Source organism: Streptomyces sp. HB132 (assembly GCF_016909575.1).
GTDB lineage: Bacteria > Actinomycetota > Actinomycetes > Streptomycetales > Streptomycetaceae > Streptomyces.
In genome coordinates, this window is record NZ_JAFBGA010000005.1 from 88,434 (window position 1) to 108,366 (window position 19,933).

Annotated in this window: 7 protein-coding genes; 5 read left to right on the top strand and 2 right to left on the bottom strand. The window is 69.6% G+C overall.

What is annotated here, in order from left to right:
* The first annotated feature begins 146 nt into the window (after window positions 1–146).
* The 4 genes from JOC24_RS13825 (at window position 147) to JOC24_RS13840 (ending at window position 15,895) form a co-directional block, all read left to right on the top strand.
* Window positions 147–662 (top strand): hypothetical protein, encoded by a 516-nt coding sequence (locus JOC24_RS13825; protein ID WP_239580437.1) that lies wholly within the window; start codon window positions 147–149, stop codon window positions 660–662.
* Window positions 663–1,412: 750 nt separating this feature from the next.
* Complete coding sequence (locus JOC24_RS13830; protein WP_307792689.1) at window positions 1,413–5,411, top strand: non-ribosomal peptide synthetase; 3,999 nt, start codon at window positions 1,413–1,415, stop codon at window positions 5,409–5,411.
* The gene (locus JOC24_RS13835; protein WP_239580469.1) at window positions 5,411–14,773 is read left to right on the top strand and encodes a non-ribosomal peptide synthetase; all 9,363 of its coding nucleotides are present in this window, start codon (window positions 5,411–5,413) and stop codon (window positions 14,771–14,773) included. Before JOC24_RS13830 ends, JOC24_RS13835 begins: the two co-directional genes overlap by 1 nt.
* Window positions 14,774–15,022: 249 nt before the next feature.
* Window positions 15,023–15,895, top strand: a complete 873-nt coding sequence (locus JOC24_RS13840; RefSeq protein ID WP_205020547.1) for a TauD/TfdA dioxygenase family protein — start codon at window positions 15,023–15,025, stop codon at window positions 15,893–15,895.
* 367 nt (window positions 15,896–16,262) lie between these two features.
* Here the strand turns inward: JOC24_RS13840 and JOC24_RS13845 are convergent, their stop codons facing one another.
* Window positions 16,263–17,492 (bottom strand): FxsB family cyclophane-forming radical SAM/SPASM peptide maturase, encoded by a 1,230-nt coding sequence (locus JOC24_RS13845; protein WP_205020548.1) that lies wholly within the window; start codon window positions 17,490–17,492, stop codon window positions 16,263–16,265.
* 199 nt (window positions 17,493–17,691) lie between these two features.
* Window positions 17,692–17,928, bottom strand: coding sequence for a hypothetical protein (locus JOC24_RS13850; protein ID WP_205020549.1), 237 nt, complete (start codon window positions 17,926–17,928; stop codon window positions 17,692–17,694).
* 867 nt (window positions 17,929–18,795) lie between these two features.
* Between JOC24_RS13850 and JOC24_RS13855 the strand changes: the two genes are divergently transcribed.
* Window positions 18,796–19,791 carry a LuxR C-terminal-related transcriptional regulator gene (locus tag JOC24_RS13855; protein ID WP_205020550.1) on the top strand — a complete coding sequence of 332 codons (996 nt, stop codon included), beginning with the start codon at window positions 18,796–18,798 and terminating at the stop codon, window positions 19,789–19,791.
* The last annotated feature ends 142 nt before the right edge of the window (window positions 19,792–19,933 follow it).

Consider the following 19,933-nt stretch of genomic DNA (forward strand, 5'->3'; position numbering starts at 1 on the left):
CAGCCAGCGCGCCGCGTGGTGGTCCGCCCTCCATATGCCGTCGCGCGGCGCAGAATCGAACCGCCGGTGAAAGGGGGACCTGACCAGCCATCACGCACCACCGAGCTGCGATGCCCGTCTCCCGAACTCACAGAGGGTCGCCACTCATGCCTGCGGCGTTCATCGGCCACGGCAGCCCGATGAACGCCGCGTGGAACACACCGTACGATCTTCGGCGGAGCCAGCAAGACGGGCAGACGATGAGGACTTCGCATGCAAGGACAGCCCGACAAGAATTCGACCGGTGGGCCGGGCGGCAGCAGAGTTGGGGTGCCGGCCTGATCGCGGTCTCCGCAACCCTGTTCCTGTGGCTGGGCTACATGTTGCTGGTGCCGTTCGGCGTGCACGACAGCAGGGACGAAATCGCCTGTGACGCACCCGTGTTCCACGGGAGCGAGGGCGCAGCGTACAGCCAGGGCGCGGAGAGGCTGTGCAGCGCCGAGCGCGACTGGCCGGAACTGCTCACGATCGGCCTCCTGGCCGTGCCCCCCGCAATCGTGGGCGCCGCGCTGTTCACCAGCGGGAGCGCCCGTAAGCGCGCAAGCTCTCACGTCTTCCGCATCCTCGAGATGCAGGAGTCCGAGGAACGCGCACGGCGAAAGACCCGGCGAAACCCTGAGTGAAGGGCGCCTCGACCACCGAACTCCACCTGTCGTCCCCGGCGGTGCTGCACTCGTCACCAGCGCCTACCCGCCGGGCCTGATCGCCATACGGCTACGGCACATACGAAGCAGGCTTGGTGACATGCCGACCGAGTCCAGGCCGCGCGCAGGCTGCGACGCCTCAACAGGGGTCGATCGGGACGGTGTTACGAGCTCATGGCATCGCGCATGGGACGCATCAGCATAAAGGGACCTGTCCCCACCTACCCTGCACGCCTGACGGCGCACCACCAATGGCGTGTGGCGTGGGTCACTGTTGACCATCCAATCGGCGCGCATTTAATATCGGCAGGAATGGACAACCGCAGGGGCAGTCGGAAAGCAGCGTCATTCTCGACTTCTCGCGTGCGCCCATCCGGCTCGATCAACGGAGTTTCGGTAGGACATGGCGACACGCACAAGCTCACTCGAGGCGCTGCTGAACCCGCGAGGAAACCCATACAGACCGCGGTAGCCCGCGCCCGCCGCATTCTCTGCAAATCGGCTGCACCGTTGCCTACCCACCCCCACCAGGTCACGAACTCACGCCGCCACCTTCCCACCGCAGCGGCTCTTTCGCGCGGATTGTTTTCACTGCAGCCATCCCGACATCGGACTGAATCACGCAAAGCGCGGCCACGCCAGGCACGCGCCCACCCGATGGCGTGAAATTCGAGTTGCCCGGAAACCCGGGATCCCGTTTTCGCCGCGTTCTTTTCCAGTAAGGAACCCGTGTCTTCCCCCCGAATACAGAACATCGATCAATCCGGCAAGGGGGCATCCCCCGCCCCCCTGTCACTGGCGCAGGAGCGGCTGTGGGTCATGGCGCGCATGGACGGAGACGCCAGCGCCGCCTACAACGAGCCGATGCCCTTCGACATCCGGGGACCGCTGGACCGGGACCTGCTCATCCAGGCCCTGCGCCTGCTCGCGGCTCGGCACGAGGCCCTGCGCACGCGACTGGTGCCCTCCGGCGGCTCCGCGCTCCAGGTCGTCGACCCGCCGGAGACGGGATTCCCGGTGACCTTCGAGGATCTGACGGGACTGCCGGACGCGGTTGAGCGCTTCGCGCGGACACGGCGGGCGGTGGAAGGCGCTCCGTTCCGCCTGGGCGAGGAGCCCATGGTGCGCGGATGCCTGGTGGCGCTCGAACCGGACCACCATGTCCTTATTCTGACTGCCCATCACATCATCTTCGACGGCTGGTCCCGCAGCCTGCTGCTGCGGGAGTTGGGCCTGGTGTACAGCGCGCTCCAGCAGGGGCGGGACACGTCACTGCCGAAACTCACCTGGCAGTACAGCGACTACACCCGCCGGCAGTGGGACTGGATATCGGGTGAGGAGCCCTCCTCCCACGCCGACTACTGGGCCGCCACGTTGGCCGGCGCCCCGGCCGTGCTCTCCCTGCCCACCGACCGGCCCCGCCCGCCGGAGCAGGTGTTCGAGGGCGACCGGGTTCCTGTGACCGTGGAGGAGGACCTGACGCAGGCCCTCCGCAGCCTCGCCGCGGACAACGGTGTCACTCTGTACGCGACCGTGCTGACCGGCTGGGCGGTACTGCTGTCCCTGCTCTCCGGACAGGATGACATCGTTGTCGGGGCCCCGACGTCGAACCGCCGCAGTGGGAACGTCGAAGGCCTGATCGGCTTCTTCGTCAACACCCTCGCCCTACGGGCGGATCTGTCCGGCTCCCCCAGTGTCAGCGACGCCCTGAAGCAGGTGAACCAGCGGATCCGAGACGCCCTCAAGCACGTCGACCTGCCCTTCGAGCGGGTCGTGGAAGCGGTCAACCCACCGCGAAGTCCTGCGTACACGGCGCTGTTCCAGGCCATGTTCGCCTGGGTCCCCTCCATGCGCGACGAACTCGAACTCCCGGACGTGAAAGTCGAGTTGCGGGAGGACGCCGCTCACGTCCCCGCGAAGTTCGACCTGGTCCTGGCGCTGGCCGACGAGGGCCGCCACCTCGTCGGGGAGATCGACTACGCCGTGGCGCTCTTCGACCGGGCGACCGTCGAACGGTACATACACCAGTTCCTCCGGGTGCTGCGCCTGATGACCGAACGGCCCGAGGCCGAGATCTCCGACCTGACGTTGCTGGACGAGGGCGAGCAGCGTGAACTCCTCGCCACCTTCAGCGCCGGTGGCCCCGGGGACGTACCGGGCGCACCGGCACCGGCGGGTCTGTTGGAGCGGTTCGCAGCGCAGGTGCGCGAACGGCCGCGGCAGACCGCGGTGGTGGCCGGGGACGCGGCTGTGGACTACGCGACGCTGGACCGCCGGGCAGGCCGGCTCGCCTGCGCCCTGATCGCCCACGGGGCCGGGCCCGATCGCGTGGTGGGCCTGCACGCCGGTCGCACGGTCGAGCTCGTCGTCGGCGTGCTCGGTATTCTCAAGGCGGGAGCCGCCTACCTGCCCCTGGACCCGGGACAGCCTTCGGAACGGCTCACCGCCATGGTGAGTGACGCCGCCCCGGTGATCGTGCTGACCGACCAGGCGGATACCGCGGACGCCGACCGGCAGTTGTGGGAGAACCTGGCGGGAGTGGAGGCCGAGGGGGCGTGCGACGAGGCGCCGGGTGTCGAGGAGGACCCCGCCCGGCTCGCCTACGTCATCTACACCTCGGGATCGACCGGGCGCCCCAAGGGCGTGGCGGTGACGCACGGCAGCGTCGTCAATCTCTTCGACCACTGGCGTGAACTCATGGGAGACGCCCCGGGTGAGGCGTCATCGGCGTGGTCGAGCATCGGCTTCGACGCGTCGGTCCACGAGCTTCTCGTACCGTTGACCACCGGAGCGGTGCTCCACGTGGTCCCCGACGAGCTGCGGGGCGACCCCGGAGCCCTGATGGGCTGGCTGCGCGAACGCAAGGTGACCCAGGCGTTCCTGCCCCCGTCCTACGTCCTGTGGATCGACGAGGATCCGGGCACCCGACTGGCCGGGCTGAGTCTGCGTCAGCTCCTGACCGGAGTGGAGTCGCTGCCCGAGAGAGCCCTGCACCGTATGAGCCGGCTTCTGCCCGGCCTGCGCGTCTGCTTCGGCTACGGTCCGACGGAGGCGACGCTGTACTCCACCGCCTACACCGACCCGCAGCCGTACGATCGGTCGTGCCCCATCGGGCGGCCGCTGCGCGGCACCCGCCTCTATCTGCTCGACGGCCGCATGTGCCCGGTACCGGTGGGAGTTCCCGGTGAGGTCTACATCGGCGGGGCCAGTCTGGCCCGCGGATATCTGAACCGGCCCGACCTCACCGACGAGCTCTTCGTGCCCGACCCGTTCGTGCCCGGCGAACGGGTCTACCGCACCGGTGATCTGGCGCGCTGGCTGCCGGACGGCAACGCCGAGTACGTCGGTCGGCGCGACGACCAGCTGAAGCTGCGCGGCTTCCGCATCGAACCCGGCGAGGTCGAGGCAGCACTGCTGGCGGTGCCGGGGGTGCGGGAGGCCGTTGTGCTGGCCGACCGCGACCTGCCGGGCGGCCCCCACCTGGTGGCCGGCGTGGGGTGCGACCAGGAAGCCACGCGTACGACGTACGAGTGGCGCGCGGCCCTCATGGACCGTCTGCCCGACTACATGATCCCCGTCGTGGTGGCGGAGTTCCCACGCCTGCCACTCAACCGCAACGGCAAGGTGGACCGGACTGGTGTGCTGCGCGCCGCGGCCGAGGCCCACTCCGGGCGGGTCAACACGGCCGCGCCCCGCGACCACGTCGAGATGGCGCTGTACCGGATCTGGCGGCAGGTGCTGCTGCATCCGGACGTCGGAATCGGCGACAACTTCTTCGAGCTCGGCGGCACGTCGATCTCGGCGATCAAGATGGCGTCAGTCGTCCAGGAGCAACTCGGTGTGACGCTGCCGGTCCGGGACGTCATGCTGCACCCCACCATCGAGGCGCTCGCCGAGCGGGTGCGCGGCATCGGTGCCGGGGCTCCGCAGTCGACGGAGCCCGGCAGCTCGGTGGAGTTCCGCGCGGGCGGCGGCCGGCAGCGACTGGTGTGCGTGCATCCCGCCGGTGGCACCGCGTTCTGCTATCTGCCGCTGTCCCAGGCGCTGCCGGACGACGTGGGTGTGGTGGGTCTCCAGGCGCCCGGCATCAACCCCGGCGAGTCCACTCTGCCCGGTGTGGAGGCGATGGCCCAGGAGTATCTGCGGCTCGTCGGTCCCCGCCCGGACGAGGCGCTGGTGCTGTGCGGGCTCTCCTACGGCGGCCTGATCGCCTACGAGATGGGCCGCCGCCTGGTGGAGGCCGGACACGAGAGGGTGAGTGTGGTCCTGCTCGACACCCACGGCACGGAGGACGCGGCGCAGCGCGCCGCGATCGCGCCGGTCGGCATGGAGGAGTTCCGGGAGAAGCTGGTGCGATTCAACGGCATGTACCCGGGCATCGACGACGACCAGGTGTGCCGGTATCTGACCGTCTACAACCATCACCGCGAGACGGCGCGCGACTACGTCGTACCCGGATCGCCGGCCCGCGTCGTGCTGATGCAGGCGATGGCTGTGGAGGACGAGGACGGCGGCGGTGCGGCCGAACGCCTCCGCGCGTTCTGGCGGAGCCGCGTCAGCGGTCAGTTCGTCGTCGAGCCGGTGGCCTGTGGTCACTGGGACATGTTGGAGAGCGACGAACTGCCTCGCGTTGCGGGCGTCCTTGCCGCTGAGCTGGACCGGCTGGCAACCGGTCCGGGCGGGGCCGGGGCGGAGCGCATGACACTCACTGGTACGTCGGAGGCATGATGGAACCGCGCGTGAAACCCTCCCCCGCCGGCCCGGCTGAGGACCGGGGTCCGGCTCTCGGGATCGCCCTCGAGGTACACCGCCGGGCCCTGCGCTCACCGCGGGCGGAAGCGGTCGCGGACGGCGACGTACTGCTGGACTACGCGACGTTGAACGCTGCGGCAGCCGCCGTGGCCGCGGCGCTGGGCCGGCAGGGCGTGACTGCCGGGCAGGCCGTCGCGGTGGCGCTGCCGCGCTCGTGGCGGCTGGTCTGCGTGATGCTGGGCATTCTCCGGCTGGGTGCGCAGGTGGTGCCGCTGGACGTACAGAGCCCTTCCGAACGCCGCCTGTTCATGCTCCGGGATTCCGCCGCGACCACCTTGGTGTACGCCGCGCCCGAGAACGTCACCGAGCTCCCGGAGGGCATGAAGGCGGTCGCTGTCGACGCCCTGCTGCCACGACTCCCGGATCCCGCGGTCACCGTTCCGGCGCCGCCCGCGACCGGCGGTGTGTCCTTCCTGTTCTACACCTCTGGGACGACCGGACGGCCCAAGGGGGTCGAGGTCCGCGACGCCGGAGTCATCCGGCTGGCACGACCCGGCTACATCCGCGTCGAGCCCGGTCTGCGCTATTCCTGCCTGGCGAACCCGGCGTTCGACGCGCTGAGCTTCGAGATCTGGGCACCCTTGCTGACCGGTGGCTGCTGCGTGGTGATGCACGACGAGGACGTGCGGACCCCCGAGCGTCTCGCCTCGGCGCTGCGGCGCGATCGGGTGGACACCGTCTTCATCACGACAGCGCTGTTCAACGCGATGGTGACGGCCGTGCCAGACTGCTTCGCCGCGGCCGGTGAGGTTCTGGTGGGAGGGGAGCAGCTCGACGCCCGGGTGATGCGTCGTTGGTACCGGGACAACGCCGCCGGCGGGACCCGTCTGTTCAACGTCTACGGGCCGACGGAGTCCACCACCTTCGCCCTGTGCCATGCGATCCCCCGGGACTTCGACGGTGAGGTGGTGCCGATCGGCCGGCCGCTGCCGCAGACCGATGCCGTCCTGGTCGTGCCGGGCCAGGAGAGGGTCGCCGCATCCGGTGAGGTCGCCGAGCTCCTGCTGAGCGGCGCCGGTCTCGCGGTCGGGTACCGCAACCTCCCCGAGGAGACCGAGCGGCGCTTCGTGCGCCTCGCGTGGCTCGACGGTGGCAGGGAGCGGTACTACCGCACGGGTGACCTCGTACGAGCCGACGACGAGGGCCGGGTCGTGTACGTCGGACGGACCGACCGCCAGGTCAAGGTCCGCGGCTTCCGCATCGAGCCCGGCGAGGTGGAACGGCGCGTCGCCGCCCATCCGGCGGTCCGGCGGGCCCACGTGTGCACCCACCGCGCGGGCCCGGCGGGCCCGAACGAACTGCTGGCGTTCGTCGTCCTTCGACGGGAGTTGACCTTCGAGCAGTTCGACAGCCACCTCGTGGCCCAGCTGCCCGCCTACATGCGCCCGCACCGGATCCATCTCGTGGAGGAACTGCCGCTCAACGCCAACGGCAAGGTCGACCAGGCCGCACTGCTGCGGCAGGCCGACCGGCCCTGGCGGCCGGTCGCCGGCGACGGACCGGCGGCGACCGAGACGGAGCGCGAGGTCCTCGCGCTGGCCGAGGAGATCCTGGGTGCCACCGGCCTCGGGCTCGGCGACCGGTGGATCGCCAGCGGCGGCGACTCGTTGAAGGCCCTGCGGTTCTGCTTCGCCGTCCGGAAGCGGTGGGGCCGCGACCTGACGCAGGCGGTCGTCCTGCACGGTGGCCTGGCCGCGATCGCCCGGGCCGTCACCTCGACCGGACCGGCGGAGGTAAGCGCCTTTCCGGCGCCGGTGGTCGCCGGCTCCCGCTCGGCGCCCGCCACGAGCGAGCAGCAGCGGCTTTGGCTGCTGCAGCGCCACGCACCGAGCTCCCGGGCGTACTCCGTCAACCAGGTCTTCCGCGTGGACGGGCCGGTCGACCTCGTCGCCCTCCGGCGGGCGCTGCGGATGCTGGTGACACGCCACGCGGCACTGCGGACAGGTTTCTCCCTCGGGCCGCAGGGGCTCCGCCAGACAGTCGACGAACCGTTCGACCCCTGGCACGAGCCGGGTACACGGCGGTCCTGGGACGAGGAAGAAGCACGCGCCTTCGCCGGCACCTTCTTCGCCGAGCCCTTCGACCTCGCTGTCCCCCGTATGCTCCGGGCCTGCTGGCTGCCCCGTGACGGCGGCGGAACGCTTCTGCTGCACCTGCACCACATCGCAGTCGACGGCTGGTCACTGAGCACTCTGCTGCAGGACCTGTCCGCCGAGTACGCCGGAACCGGCCCAGGCACGGCTCCGGCTCCGGCTCCGGCTCCGGCTCCGACCCCACTGGACTTCGCCACCTGGCAGAGCGACTGGTTCGCCACTGCGGCATACCAGGCAGGTCGCGACGAGCTGCTGGCGTACTACCAGGGCCTGGAGGAGCCCCAGGAACCGCTGCCCGCCCAGGACACGGATCCGGCGCCGCGGGCGCGGCTGCTGCACACGTCGCTCGACGTCGTACGACGGGCGACGGTGGACCAGCTCTGCGCCAAGCTCGGGCTGACCCGCTTCCAGGTGCTGCTGAGCGTGTTCTCGTGGAGCGTGTACGGCGTGAGCGGCCTGGTCCGCCCACGCATCGCAGCCCCGGTCGCGAACCGCCCGGTGCGCGAGTTCGAGGACAGTGTCGGCATGATGGCGAACACCGTGCTGCTGCCCGTGACCGTCGCGCCTGGTGAGGACCTGCGCTCGCACCTCACCCGCACGGCAACCGGCACCGGTCAGGTGCTGCGACACCACAACGTGGCGCTCGCCGATGTACTGACCGGCTGGGAGGCCGTCGGCGACGGCACTCCGTTCGATTTCCTGTTCGTCCTCGAGAACACCGACTTCGGGGCGTTGCGGCTGCCCGGCTGCGTCCAGCGGCCCCTGTGGTGGGCCGCGTCGGAGGCCAAGTGCCCGATGACGGTCTCCGTGCTCGAGCACCCCGATGGCCTCGACCTGCTGTGGGAGTACGCCGAGGACCGATTCACCGACGAGGCCGTCGAGGCGATGTCGGAACTGATGCGACGGGGCGTGGACGCGCTCGCGTCCGGTGGCCGCTCCACCGCGCGGGAGCTGGTGGCGCCGTTCCGGCGGTCCCTGCCGGCACACGGGCGCGGGCCGGTGCCGGAGCCGGGCTTCGCCACGGTCGCCGAGGGCTTCGCACGGCAGGTCGCCCGCACACCGGACTCCCCCGCCGTCGTCACGGCCGACCTCAGCAGCCTGAGCTATGCGGCGCTCGACGCCCACGCCGCGGTCCTCGCTGCGGAGCTGACCGACCGCTACCCGATCCCGGCCGACGGCAGTCCCTGCCGGGCCGCCCTGTACCTGGACCCGTCGGCCGAGCACGTGGTGGCCCTGCTGGCGCTGGCCCGGCTGAACGTCACCGCGGTCCCCCTCGACCCCTCCTACCCGGTCGACGTGCTGCGTCGCGTCCTGGAGCGGGTCGATCCGCTGTGCGTCCTGGTCGCGCACGACGGCGCGGCAGGGCTGGACACGCTGCTCCCTGACGGCGTGGTGCGCCACCCCGTCGTCCTGGGGTCCGCGGCGCCGCACAGGAGCGAGGGCGCGAGCCCGCCGTACGAGGGGCGCACGCACGACGGCACCCGACCGCTGTACACCCTGTTCACCTCTGGTTCCACCGGTGTCCCCAAGGGCGTCCAGATCTCCGACCGAACGCTGTGCGACCTGATCGAGTGGCAGTCCGGCCCCGGTGGCCTGAACGCCCCGGCGGCCACCCAGCAGTTCTCGATGCTGGCGTTCGACGTGTCCTTCCAGGAGATCTTCGGGACGTTGTGCACCGGCGGCGCTCTTCAGCTCGTACACCCGGAGTGGCGCCAGGACGCCCCCGCGCTTCTGGAGCGGCTGGAGTCCGCGGGGACCGAGCGGATCTTCATGCCCTACGTGGCCCTTCAACTGCTCGCCGAATACGCGGTCCGCCTGGGCAGGTTCCCCTCGCGGCTGCGCGAGGTGGTCACCGCGGGCGAGCAGCTCGTGTGCACCGACGCCATCCGAAGCTGGTTCGCGGGACTGTCCGGTGCCCGCCTGTTCAACCACTACGGTCCGACCGAGACGCATGTGGTCAGTGCCCTGTGCCTGGAGGGTGACCCGGCTCGGTGGCCCGAGCGGCCCGCCATCGGGCGACCGGTGGCCGGTGCAGACCTGCGCGTGGTGGACGCCCAGGGCGACAGCGTTCCGTCCCTGTGCACCGGCGAGCTGCTGATCGGCGGCACCATGGCCACGCACTGCTACCTCGACGAACCCGCCCTCGACGACACCCGCTTCGTCGAGGTCCCCGGCGCGGGCCTGTTCTACCGCAGCGGCGACCGGGCGTGGTTCGACCGCGAGGGCCTGCTGCACTACGCGGGCCGCGACGACCAGCAGGTCAAACTGAGCGGGCACCGGCTGGAACTCGGCTCCGTCGAAGCGGCCCTGTTGCGTCATCCGGCCGTGGTCAACGCCGTCGTCGTACGCGACGGTGACCGGTTGACGGCCTGTGTGGAGGTCCGCGGCGAGTGCCCGTCGGCCGACGACCTGACCGCGCACCTCTCGGCTCTGCTCCCTTCCTACGTCCGCGTGGACCGCTTCCGGAATCTGGGGACGCTGCCGCGTACGCCCAGCGGCAAGCTGGACCGGCAGGCGGCGCTTCGCGCACAGGGAGAGGAGATGTGTCGCTCGGCGGTCCCCCCCACCGGGCTGTCGACCGAGGAGGAGCGGCTCACCGTCGCCTTCCAGGAGGTCACCGGGGCGACGATCGGACCGGACCAGACCTTCTTCGAGGCAGGTGCCTCCAGTCTCGCTCTGATGCGATTCCATCTTCGCTGCACCACGGCACTCGGTTTGCGCTTCAGCGTCGCGGACCTGTTCGAGCACGTCACCGTCCGCTCCCTGGCCCGCCACCTCTCCGCCGACGGCCTCCCCGGTACCCGGGCACCTGCCGCGCCGGCCACGACGGACAGCAGAACCGCGACGGCCGGCGAACCGATCGCGGTCGTCGGCATGGCCGTACGGGTGCCCGGCGCCTCGGACCTGGCGGCGTTCTGGGACCTAGTCGTCTCCGGCGGCACCGGTATTCGGCGTGTCGACGCCCCGGAGGGCGTCATCGGCGCGCACAGCACGCTCGACGGGATGCTCGACTTCGACCCGGGCCACTTCGGCATCAGCCCGCAGGAGGCGCGCCTGATGGACCCTCAGCAGCGTCATCTGCTGATGGCCTGTGTACAGGCGCTGGCTCACGCCGGCATCGCGGACCCCGCGGCATCGCGCGTGGGCCTCGTTGCCGGTGCCGGGGAGAACACCTACTTCCAGTCGTTGCTGCGCGAGGCCGACCCCGGCCGGCTGCCCGACGGCTTCCAGCTCGCCCTTCACCACGAGAAGGACTTCCTGGCCACCAAGGTGGCCTACCACCTCGGACTGACCGGCCCCGCCTTCAGCGCTCAGACGGCGTGCTCCAGTTCCCTGGTCGCCGTGCACCTGGCGGCCGGCATGCTCCGGCAGGGCGAGGCCGAGACGATGCTGGCCGCAGGAGTGCTCGTCGACCCGGGGCTGAGCGGCGGCTACCGCTACCGCCCGCAGCACATATTCTCCGCGGACGGCGACTGCCGCCCGTTCAGCGACGACGCGACCGGAACGATCGGCGCGAGCGGCGTCGGCGTGGTGGTGCTCAAACCACTGGGCCTGGCACGCCGCGACGGCGACACCGTCTACGCGGTCATCACAGGTTCCGCGATCAACAACGACGGTGCGGCGAAGATGAGTTACACCGCGCCCTCCCTGGCCGGGCAGCGTGAGGTGATCCGGACCGCCCTGGCCCGCGCCGGACGCACGGGGGCCGACCTCGGCTACGTGGAGGCGCACGGAACCGGCACCCGGCTGGGCGATCCGATCGAAGTGAGTGCGCTCCGCCAGGCGTTCGACGTGAGCGAGTCCGGTCGCTGCGCGCTCAGCTCCGTCAAGAGCCAGCTCGGCCACATGGGCGCGGCCGCCGGTGTGGTGGGTCTCGTGCGTGCCGTCCTCGCGGTGCACCACGACAGCGTTCCGCCGAACATCAACTTCCGTGCCTTCAACCCGGAGATCGGTCCCGATCCCACCCCCTTCTTCGTCCCGGCCCGGGCGACGCCCTGGCCCGAGGGGCGCGAACGGGTGGCCGCGGTGAGCAGCTTCGGGATCGGCGGTACCAACGCCCATGTCCTCGTGGAACAGGACACCGGGGCCGGTACCGCCGTGACCTGCGCGGTGCCGGAGAGCCTGGTGCTGTCCGCGTCCAGCGCGGAAGCGCTCGCCGCCGATGCCGCCTTGATCGCGGATTACCTTCAACTGCGTCCCGAACGCTTCGAGTCCGTGCTCCGCCACCTTCAGGCCGGACGTGCGGCCCGCCGCCTGAGGACCGCGGCGCCTGTAGCGGACGCCTCCGCCGCCATTCACTGGCTGCGCACGGTGGCCGCGGGGCAGGTCGCACACGGCACCGCGGACCCGGACGCCGCGCCTGTCTCCCCTGTCGGGCGCACTGCCCACGACATCGCAGAGGACTGGACCGCCGGAAGACCTGTCGAATGGCAGGCGGGCCCCGCTTCCGCGCCCTGGGACTTCCCTCCCCCCTCCTTCGCGCTCGCGGAGTACGACTTCGACCGCACGCCCGAGGCGCGGCCGGCAGTACCCCGCCGACTGCCCCGGGCCGAGTGGCTGCACCAGCCGCACTGGGTCCGGCTGCGCCGCGCCTGCGTCGCGGACGCCACCGCACGGGCCGGCCGTGGACCCGTTGTGGTCGTCGTGGCCTCCGAGAGCACCCCGCAGGCAGCGTTCGCGCCCTTCCAGGCCGTGGCCCCACGCGTGGTGCGGGTGCGCCCCTCGGGCACCTTCGCACGCAGGGGTCCTGATGTCTTCGACGCCGACCCGGCCGACCCGGCCTCCCTGGGCCGGCTGCTCGACTCGCTGACCGGGGGCGGCACCGACGGTCCCGTGTCCCTGGGCGACGTGGAGTGGGTGCACGCGCTGCCCCTGGACGTGACAGGGCCGGTCGGTCCCGGCACGCTGGGACGGGCCCGCCACGCCTGCCTCGACACCACGGCGGCACTGGCCCAGGCACTGTCCGGGCGGACCGGCTCCCCGCGCGTCTGGTGGTTGTCGCACGGCGCCCGGCCCGTGACCGGAACGGTGGCCAGACCCGAACTGGCGCTCCTGGCCGGGCCGGTCGAGGTCGGCGCCCAAGAGGCTGCTCTGGACGGACACTGGCTGGATCTCCCCGACGGCGATCTCACCCGATGGGGTGGGCAGGTGGCCTCGGTCGTCGCCGGAGCACGCGCAGCCGGACATCCCCACAGTCCTGTTCTGCCCCGGCAGCTCGCGCTTCGGCAGGGCTACTGGTGGCGTCCGGGCACCACGCGCGTGCCGGCGCCCTCCGGCTCGGAGCCCCTCGTACCGTCCGGTGAGGACGCGGTCCACCTCGTACTGGGCGGCACGGGTGGCATAGGCCGTGCCATCGCCGCCTGGCTGCTGGAACACACCCGCGGCCGGGTCCTGCTGCTGTCGAGGAAACCGCGGCTGCCCGCGGAACTGGCCCGGTGGGCCGACCGCGTGGGCCTCGTCCCGGCGGATCTGGCGGTCATGCCCGTACACGAAGTGGCAGCGGCCGTCGGCGAGCACACCCCGCGGTTGGACGGGGTGATCCATGCGGCCGGTCTCGGATACGGCGGGCTGCTCGTACGACGCGACGCCGAAGCGATGCGCGGCCCTGCCATGGCGAGGGAGAAGGGCGCACTCGTCGTGGAACACCTGATCAGGGCGTTCCGTCCGGAGATCGCGGTCTACTGCTCCTCGATGTCCGCCCTGCTCGGCGGCGTCGGCCAGAGCGACTACGCGGCCGGCGCGAGCCTCCTCGACGGCTTCGCCCACCACCGCGCCGGAGAGACGGAGACGACCGTCCGGATCGGCATCGACTGGGACATCTGGAGCGAGACCGGAATGGCGACCCGGGTCATGGACGGGGACAGCCGCCATCAGGACCACCTGAAGGTCGGACTGACGGTCGAAGAAGGTAAAGAGGTCTTCGCGCACGCCCTGGCCCTGCAACTGCCGCAGGTGCTCGTCTCCACGACCGACATCGATGACTCCCGCACGTTCTACGCCCCCTCAGGCGACGACCGGGCGGAACCGCTCGCCTCGCACTCCGGGCCGGCGCTGCGCACGGACGGCGAGGCGGGTTCCGCTGCGCCGGACAGTGCCGCGGAACGCGCCGTCGCCATGACCCGCCTGATCCAGGACCTGCTGGGCGTGGACGAACTGGACCCGCACGACTCCCTGTACGACCTCGGCGCCGACTCACTGACCCTGATCACCCTGATCGCCCAGATCGAGGACGACTACGGTGTCGCATTCGACCTGGCCTCGTTCAGCTACCGGGTCAGCCTCACCGAGGTCCTCAAACACATGGAGGCGGCCCTCACCCCCGCCGAGCCCACCGCCGGGACGGCAGGGAGCACCGCCGCCTCGCGGGTCGTCCTCGACGTCTGGCAGGAGGGAACGAGCTCGGCTGTCCTTTGTCTGGTGCACCCCGTGGGCGGGGACATCCTGGCCTACCGGTCGCTGGTGTCCGCTCTCGGGCCCGAACCGACCGTGTGCCTCATCGCCGACCCAGCACTCCGTGACGCCGAGATGCCCGCGTGGTCACTGACCGAACGCGCCCGCCACTACGACGCAGCACTTCGTGACCGCTTCGGCGGCCCCGGCCACCGGCTCCATCTGGCCGGGTGGTCCTTCGGCGCGCGGGTGGCCATGGAGATGGCGGGCCTGGCCGAGGCGGCCGGGCGGCCGTCGGAGTCGCTCCACCTGCTGGACCCACCGCGGCCGCAGCCGGCCGGCCCGGCCGCAGCCTACGACGAGACGTACCTCGAGAAGGTGTTCGCAGCCGAACTCGGCACCGGCAGCCCAGCGGCACCGGCATCGGGGGCCGGCACGGCGTCGGCTCCGTCCGAACACGCGCAGGCGTACGCCGAACGGCTGGCCCGCTGCTGCCGGGCGAACCTGCTCAGCATGGGGGAACACCGGGTGCAGCCGCTCGCTTCCACACCCACTTTCATGTGGCTGGCCGAACAGCCGACGGCGGGGATGCCCGCACCCGGCGATCAGCAGGAGACGGACCGTCAGTGGAACGCCTGCCTGCCCTCTGCCGCGGTTCGGCGGACCCTGCCCACCGACCACTACGGCATCGTCGCGACGCCCCATGTGCACACCGTGGCCGAGACCATCACGGCGACGTTGACGGATCCCGCAGCCGCTGTCCGCCGCGAGAGGGGAGGGGAGCGCGCCCGGTGACCCCCTGCCCGCTCCCCCCCCGGTCGAGTGTCGCGGCCCGCGGTAGCAGGGCCTGACCCGCTGGACATCAAGGGCCCACGGACCCGGGTGTTGCAGTCGTCCGGACCTGTCCACAGGCTCACCGGCCCGGACGACTGCAACACCCGGAGACGTGCGAGGCGGACGACGGGATCCACGACGACTCCGCTCTCGCAGCATCATCTCGCCCAACTGCTCGACCGAAGCCTGTAACCCGTTCTGGAGGAAGTCATGGAGTCATACGAACGCGAAGCACTGGAAGCCGTGACCACATGTCCCGCGCGGCCGTACCGCACGCTCACGGTGGATCGGATCACCCCCGTTCTGGGTGCGGAGGTATCAGGCGTCGACCTGTCGAGGGAGATCCCGGCGACGCAACTGGAGGAAATACGCACCGCGTTCCTTGATCACCACGTTCTCGTCTTCCGCGATCAGGAGATCACCGTCGAGGACCACAAGCGTTTCGCCGCCGTCTTCGGCGAACTGCGCCCCGTGAACCCGCCGCCGCCGGAGGGCGACCCCTACATCCTGGAGATCCGCACGACGTCGGCCGCGGCGAATGTGGCGGGCAACGGCTGGCACGCCGACGGCACGGCCGACGCCGAGCCGTCGCTCGGGTCGATGCTGTACATCACCGAGATCCCCGAGCCGGGCTGCGGCGGCGACACCCTCTTCGCCAACATGCATCTCGCCTACGAGATGCTCTCGCCGGCCATGCGCTCCCTGCTGGACCCGCTCACCGCCATACACGACGGCGCGCACGCCCTGGCGGGTTACACCCCGCCCGCGGACTACGTCATCCCCAAGAGCGAGCACCCGCTCGTCGCCCGTCACCCCGAGACCGACCGCAAGCTGCTCTACGTCAACAAGGCGTACACCAGCCGAGTCCCACAGCTCTCCGCCCAGGAGAGCAGTGCCCTGCTCGACATGCTCTTCGACACCATCGCCAGCAGGCCGATCCTGCACTGCCGTGTCCGCTGGACCCCGGGCACCCTCGTCCTCTGGGACAACCGCTGCGTTCAGCACCACGCCTTGTACGACTACTACCCCTACGCCCGCTACGGCCAGCGCGTCGCCATCAACGGCAGCGCTGTGAAGGGCTGACGGTGCGACCGTAGGAGGTGTCGTGCACGGGGTTCCGTGCACGACACCTCCTACGGTCCCTGCGTATGCCGTGGCGCCCCATTCCCGTCGGCGAGGCGGCCACTCCTGTTGCGTGGTGCCCGACAGGAAGCTGTCCACCGGGTCCTGCAACGACGCCGCGTTCGCCCTGGTCGATGGGACATGGGCCGGAGACAGCGCCGACCCGATCAACCCCTGGCGCGAGAAACAAAGTGTTCGCGAGGGCGGGTGCCGTGTCCACCGTGGGCAGTGCGCCACCGTCGCACTGGAATCGCCTACGCGCACAGCACCGCGTGCGCGGGCTCGAACGAGGCATCCGCACGTTCCATGACCGGTTGGCAACGACCTCTTAGACGGTCATTGCGATCTGCTCCCGGCTCCCTGCCGTACTCAGACGCGCGATGTCCACGGCCAGTCGACTGTGCACGTGAGCGATCAGCTTCGCAAGGTCGGCGCAGTACACGGACGGATTGGCGAAGCCGGTCTCCGTGCGGTAGCGGTGCGCGAACTGACCACCCCCGCACTCCTTGACCAGTGGGCAGGCCCGGCAGGGTCCACAGAGACCCGCCTCCCCGGCCTGGCTGGCACGCATCGCCGGATGCTGCAGCACAGTGTCAAAGGTGTGTTCCTTCACGTTCAAGCCGGTTGCGGCCGCACCGTCGTAGGCCACCTTCAACGTGTCCACAAGTTCGATGGTGCCGTCGGTCTCCACTACGACGAAATCCAGAGGCGCGGTGCCGAACACTTCACTGCACGCAGTACCGCCGAGCAACTGAGCGATCAGCTCCTCGAACAGCCTTATCCGGACCGGCTGATCAGGTTGCGCGTACCAGTGGTCGAATACGCTGATCAGCCAGTCCGCATAACGTGTCTCGCTCGGCACGTGCCCAGGCGGCGGCGTGTCCCAGGTACCGTGCGGCAGGAGCAGATCGATGACTGGCGGCTGCCACGAAGCCAAGGCCTCGTACACCTCGACCGGGTCGTTAGCCAGGTCAACGGTGGCGAGCAGGCCGGTGAACAGTGGCTGGTAGGGCGCGGCCGTAAGGGCTCTCAAACCGCGCGCCACTTCGGCGTATGAACCCCGACCATTGGCGAAGCGGCGGTGTCGGTCGTGATGGGCCTGTCCGCCGTCCAGGCTCACGCCGATGCCGACCCGGTGCTTGGTGAGCAGGTCGAGGTTGGCCTCCGTCAGCAGGACCCCGTTGGTCTGCATGGAGAACCTGACCTCGGCCGGCACGGCGGCGCGCACCGTCTTCACGACGTTTTCCAGGGTGTCCCGGCCGGCCAGCAGTGGTTCACCGCCGTGCAGCACGAACCCGACCGACTCCAACGTATGTTCCCGGACATGCTCAGCAACCCGCTTCGCAAGCGCAGCAATTGTCTCAGTGGACATCACCATGGGCTGAGCCCGCCAGCTCTGGTCCACAGCCTCGTACATGTAGCAGTAGTCGCAGGCGATATTGCAACGGCTGTGAACCTTGACGACAAACTGCCGGAAAGGGACTCCGCCCGCGCGTATCAACGCCGCAGGAGTAAGCGCACCACTCGCCTGACTCGCTCGTTCCGGTGTCTCGATCATACGCGCGCCCGGGTAACGAGGTCGGGCTGGAAGGCGAGGCTCTCGACCTTCCCAAGGCCGACTGTGGCCAGTTCCCCTGCCTGCGATTTACATTGGTCCGCGCCGCGTGGCGTGCCGCTCACGCCGCCCGCATGCTCAGGCACCCACGTGGGTGCCTGAGCATGCGATTTATCCGAGCCCATGGCCTTCATCTTGCCTCTCAGTCCGAGGGAGCAGACGAGTTGAACGAGACCCCGGGGGCCTCATCGTTGACTCGATCCAGCGCCCGCGACAGGATGCTGGGGTATGTGGCCAGTGGGTCGAGTGATGTGCCGCCGAGATCCGCCAAGCGACTCGTCGCCGGAGCGGGGGTCGCCTCTGCGGCCACCGGGGTCACCAGCACAACCGCCAACGCGGCACCGGCCACAAGAGCCTTCTTCGGATTATTCTTCTTCATGATCACTGCCTTCCCTGAGAAATGAAATCCTTATGCTTCCGAGCACTGCAGGTTCACCGGCTCGCCAAACCGCGGGAGGTTCAACCGCCCCAGGTGACGTCGCCCGTGGAATCGGCCGCGGAGATATGAACGGTGGTGACGACTCGCATGGAATGTGAAGGGGTGACATCAACGGGCGCCGAAAAACTGATGGCCACAAAAGCAACCAAGGCGACTGTGGTTATTCTTGCGCAACTGACGAGAACCACGGAACCCTCCCTCAGGACTGATTAATTCCGGGCCTATTTTGTCTATCTGTCAGCGTCGCCCGCTCCTGCCGATGCCCTTACTGTGTCTGACCGAGAGCCGGATGGGAACGAATGAAGGGTGGACACAATATGCAGTGGCATAAGCCGTCCACGCCGCACGATCGCGCTTCCGATCACGGCCCTGCGACCTGGATAGCGTCGCTGGAAACGACTGTGAATCCGCGCAAAGACGGGTGCTCGGCAACGGCTCTGCGGGACAAGCGCGAGGCGATACCCACGGCCGCAGCGGGACCGGAAGCGTCAATGAAGAAGCCCAGCGTCGGACCCGCCAGCGCGTCTGGATGGACAGCGACATGCTCGACGGTGTCGCCAGAAGCCGCGAATGAGGTGAAAATACTGGCCAGGTCTGACGGCAATCCCGTCCCGCACGGAGCCCGCAGGCATACATGAATCAGGTACATAACCCCATCTTCAGGCGCCAACATATAGGACTACAACCACTCAAGCTGGACGTTTTGTGCCGGTGGCATAAAATGGCCACCGGAGCTGTGCAACGTCTGGCCTTGGACCTAAAATCCGGATGCATCGTGGTCGGTGCAGCCGGATGGGGGATCTCGCGGTGCTGGACGTCCTGGGACTCGATGCAGAGGCAGAAGCCGTTTATCGGGCCATGATCAGCTATCCCCGTGCCGGAGTTGCAGAACTGGCGGCCAGTCTTGTTCTGACGGAGCAGAGAGTCCGTGACGGGCTGAGTCGACTCAGCGAGCTGGCACTGATCCAACCCACTGTCCAGGGCGGCGTCGGATTCTCCGCAATCAGCCCCGAGACTGCCATGGAGGCACTGCTGTCACGGCAGCAGGCGGAGCTGGCGGCCCAGCAGATGCGCGTAGAGTCTTCCCGCGCCGCAGCGGCACAGTTGATCGCTGAGTGGTCCGCGTTGCGCCCTCGGACGACTGACCAGGAATCCGAGCGGCTGACCGGACCCGACGCCATAAGGGAACGGCTGGCGCTGTTAGCTGAATCTGCGGAAGAGGAGATCGCTACATTCGCTCCGGGCGGCGCACACTCGGCCGAGGACCTGGAGGCAAGCCGCGCCCCCAACAGCGCTCTGCTCAACAGGGGGGTGCGCATGCGAACAATCTACTTGGACAGTGTCCGCCACCACCGCCCCACCCTGGACCATGTAACCTGGCTCAACGGCCTCGGAGGGCAGGTCCGCACTGCTCCTGTCCTGCCGATACGGATGATCGTCGTTGACCGGCGTCAGGCGGTACTTCCCATCGACACAGACGACGCCCTGGCCGGAGCGGTCATCCTTCAAGGCGTCGGCACAGTCGCAGCGCTGTGCGCCCTGTTCGAGAGCGTCTGGAGTACTGCGGTCCCTCTGGGCACCGCTCCGCAACGCGACAAGGACGGAATTCCGTCACAGGAAAGGGCTGTACTCGCCCTGCTCGCACAGGGATACACCGACGAAGCCATCGCCAAGCGCCTGGGCGTCTCCCCCCGCACCGCTCGACGCACTGCCGCATCCCTCCTGGAACACCTGGACGCCCGCAGTCGCTTCGAAGCCGGGGTGCACGCCGTCCAGGACGGTTGGCTTCCGGCGACCCGCTGAGTGAGCGGATCCCCGAGCACACCGCCTCCGGCATACGCCCGCAGCACAGCACCCGTCGGCGAAAACGGTCCACTGCGGCCCATCTACACAGTGTCGTGCGCATGCTCCACCGCAGAGCCTCCTCCCCCGCTCCCCTAACTTG

Coding starts and splice junctions, on each gene's coding strand:
- JOC24_RS13825 (WP_239580437.1), top strand. CDS start 147: ATGCCTGCGGCGTTCATCGGCCACGGCAGCCCGATGAACGCCGCGTGG.
- JOC24_RS13840 (WP_205020547.1), top strand. CDS start 15,023: ATGGAGTCATACGAACGCGAAGCACTGGAAGCCGTGACCACATGTCCC.
- JOC24_RS13835 (WP_239580469.1), top strand. CDS start 5,411: ATGGAACCGCGCGTGAAACCCTCCCCCGCCGGCCCGGCTGAGGACCGG.
- JOC24_RS13845 (WP_205020548.1), bottom strand. CDS start 17,492: ATGATCGAGACACCGGAACGAGCGAGTCAGGCGAGTGGTGCGCTTACT.
- JOC24_RS13850 (WP_205020549.1), bottom strand. CDS start 17,928: ATGAAGAAGAATAATCCGAAGAAGGCTCTTGTGGCCGGTGCCGCGTTG.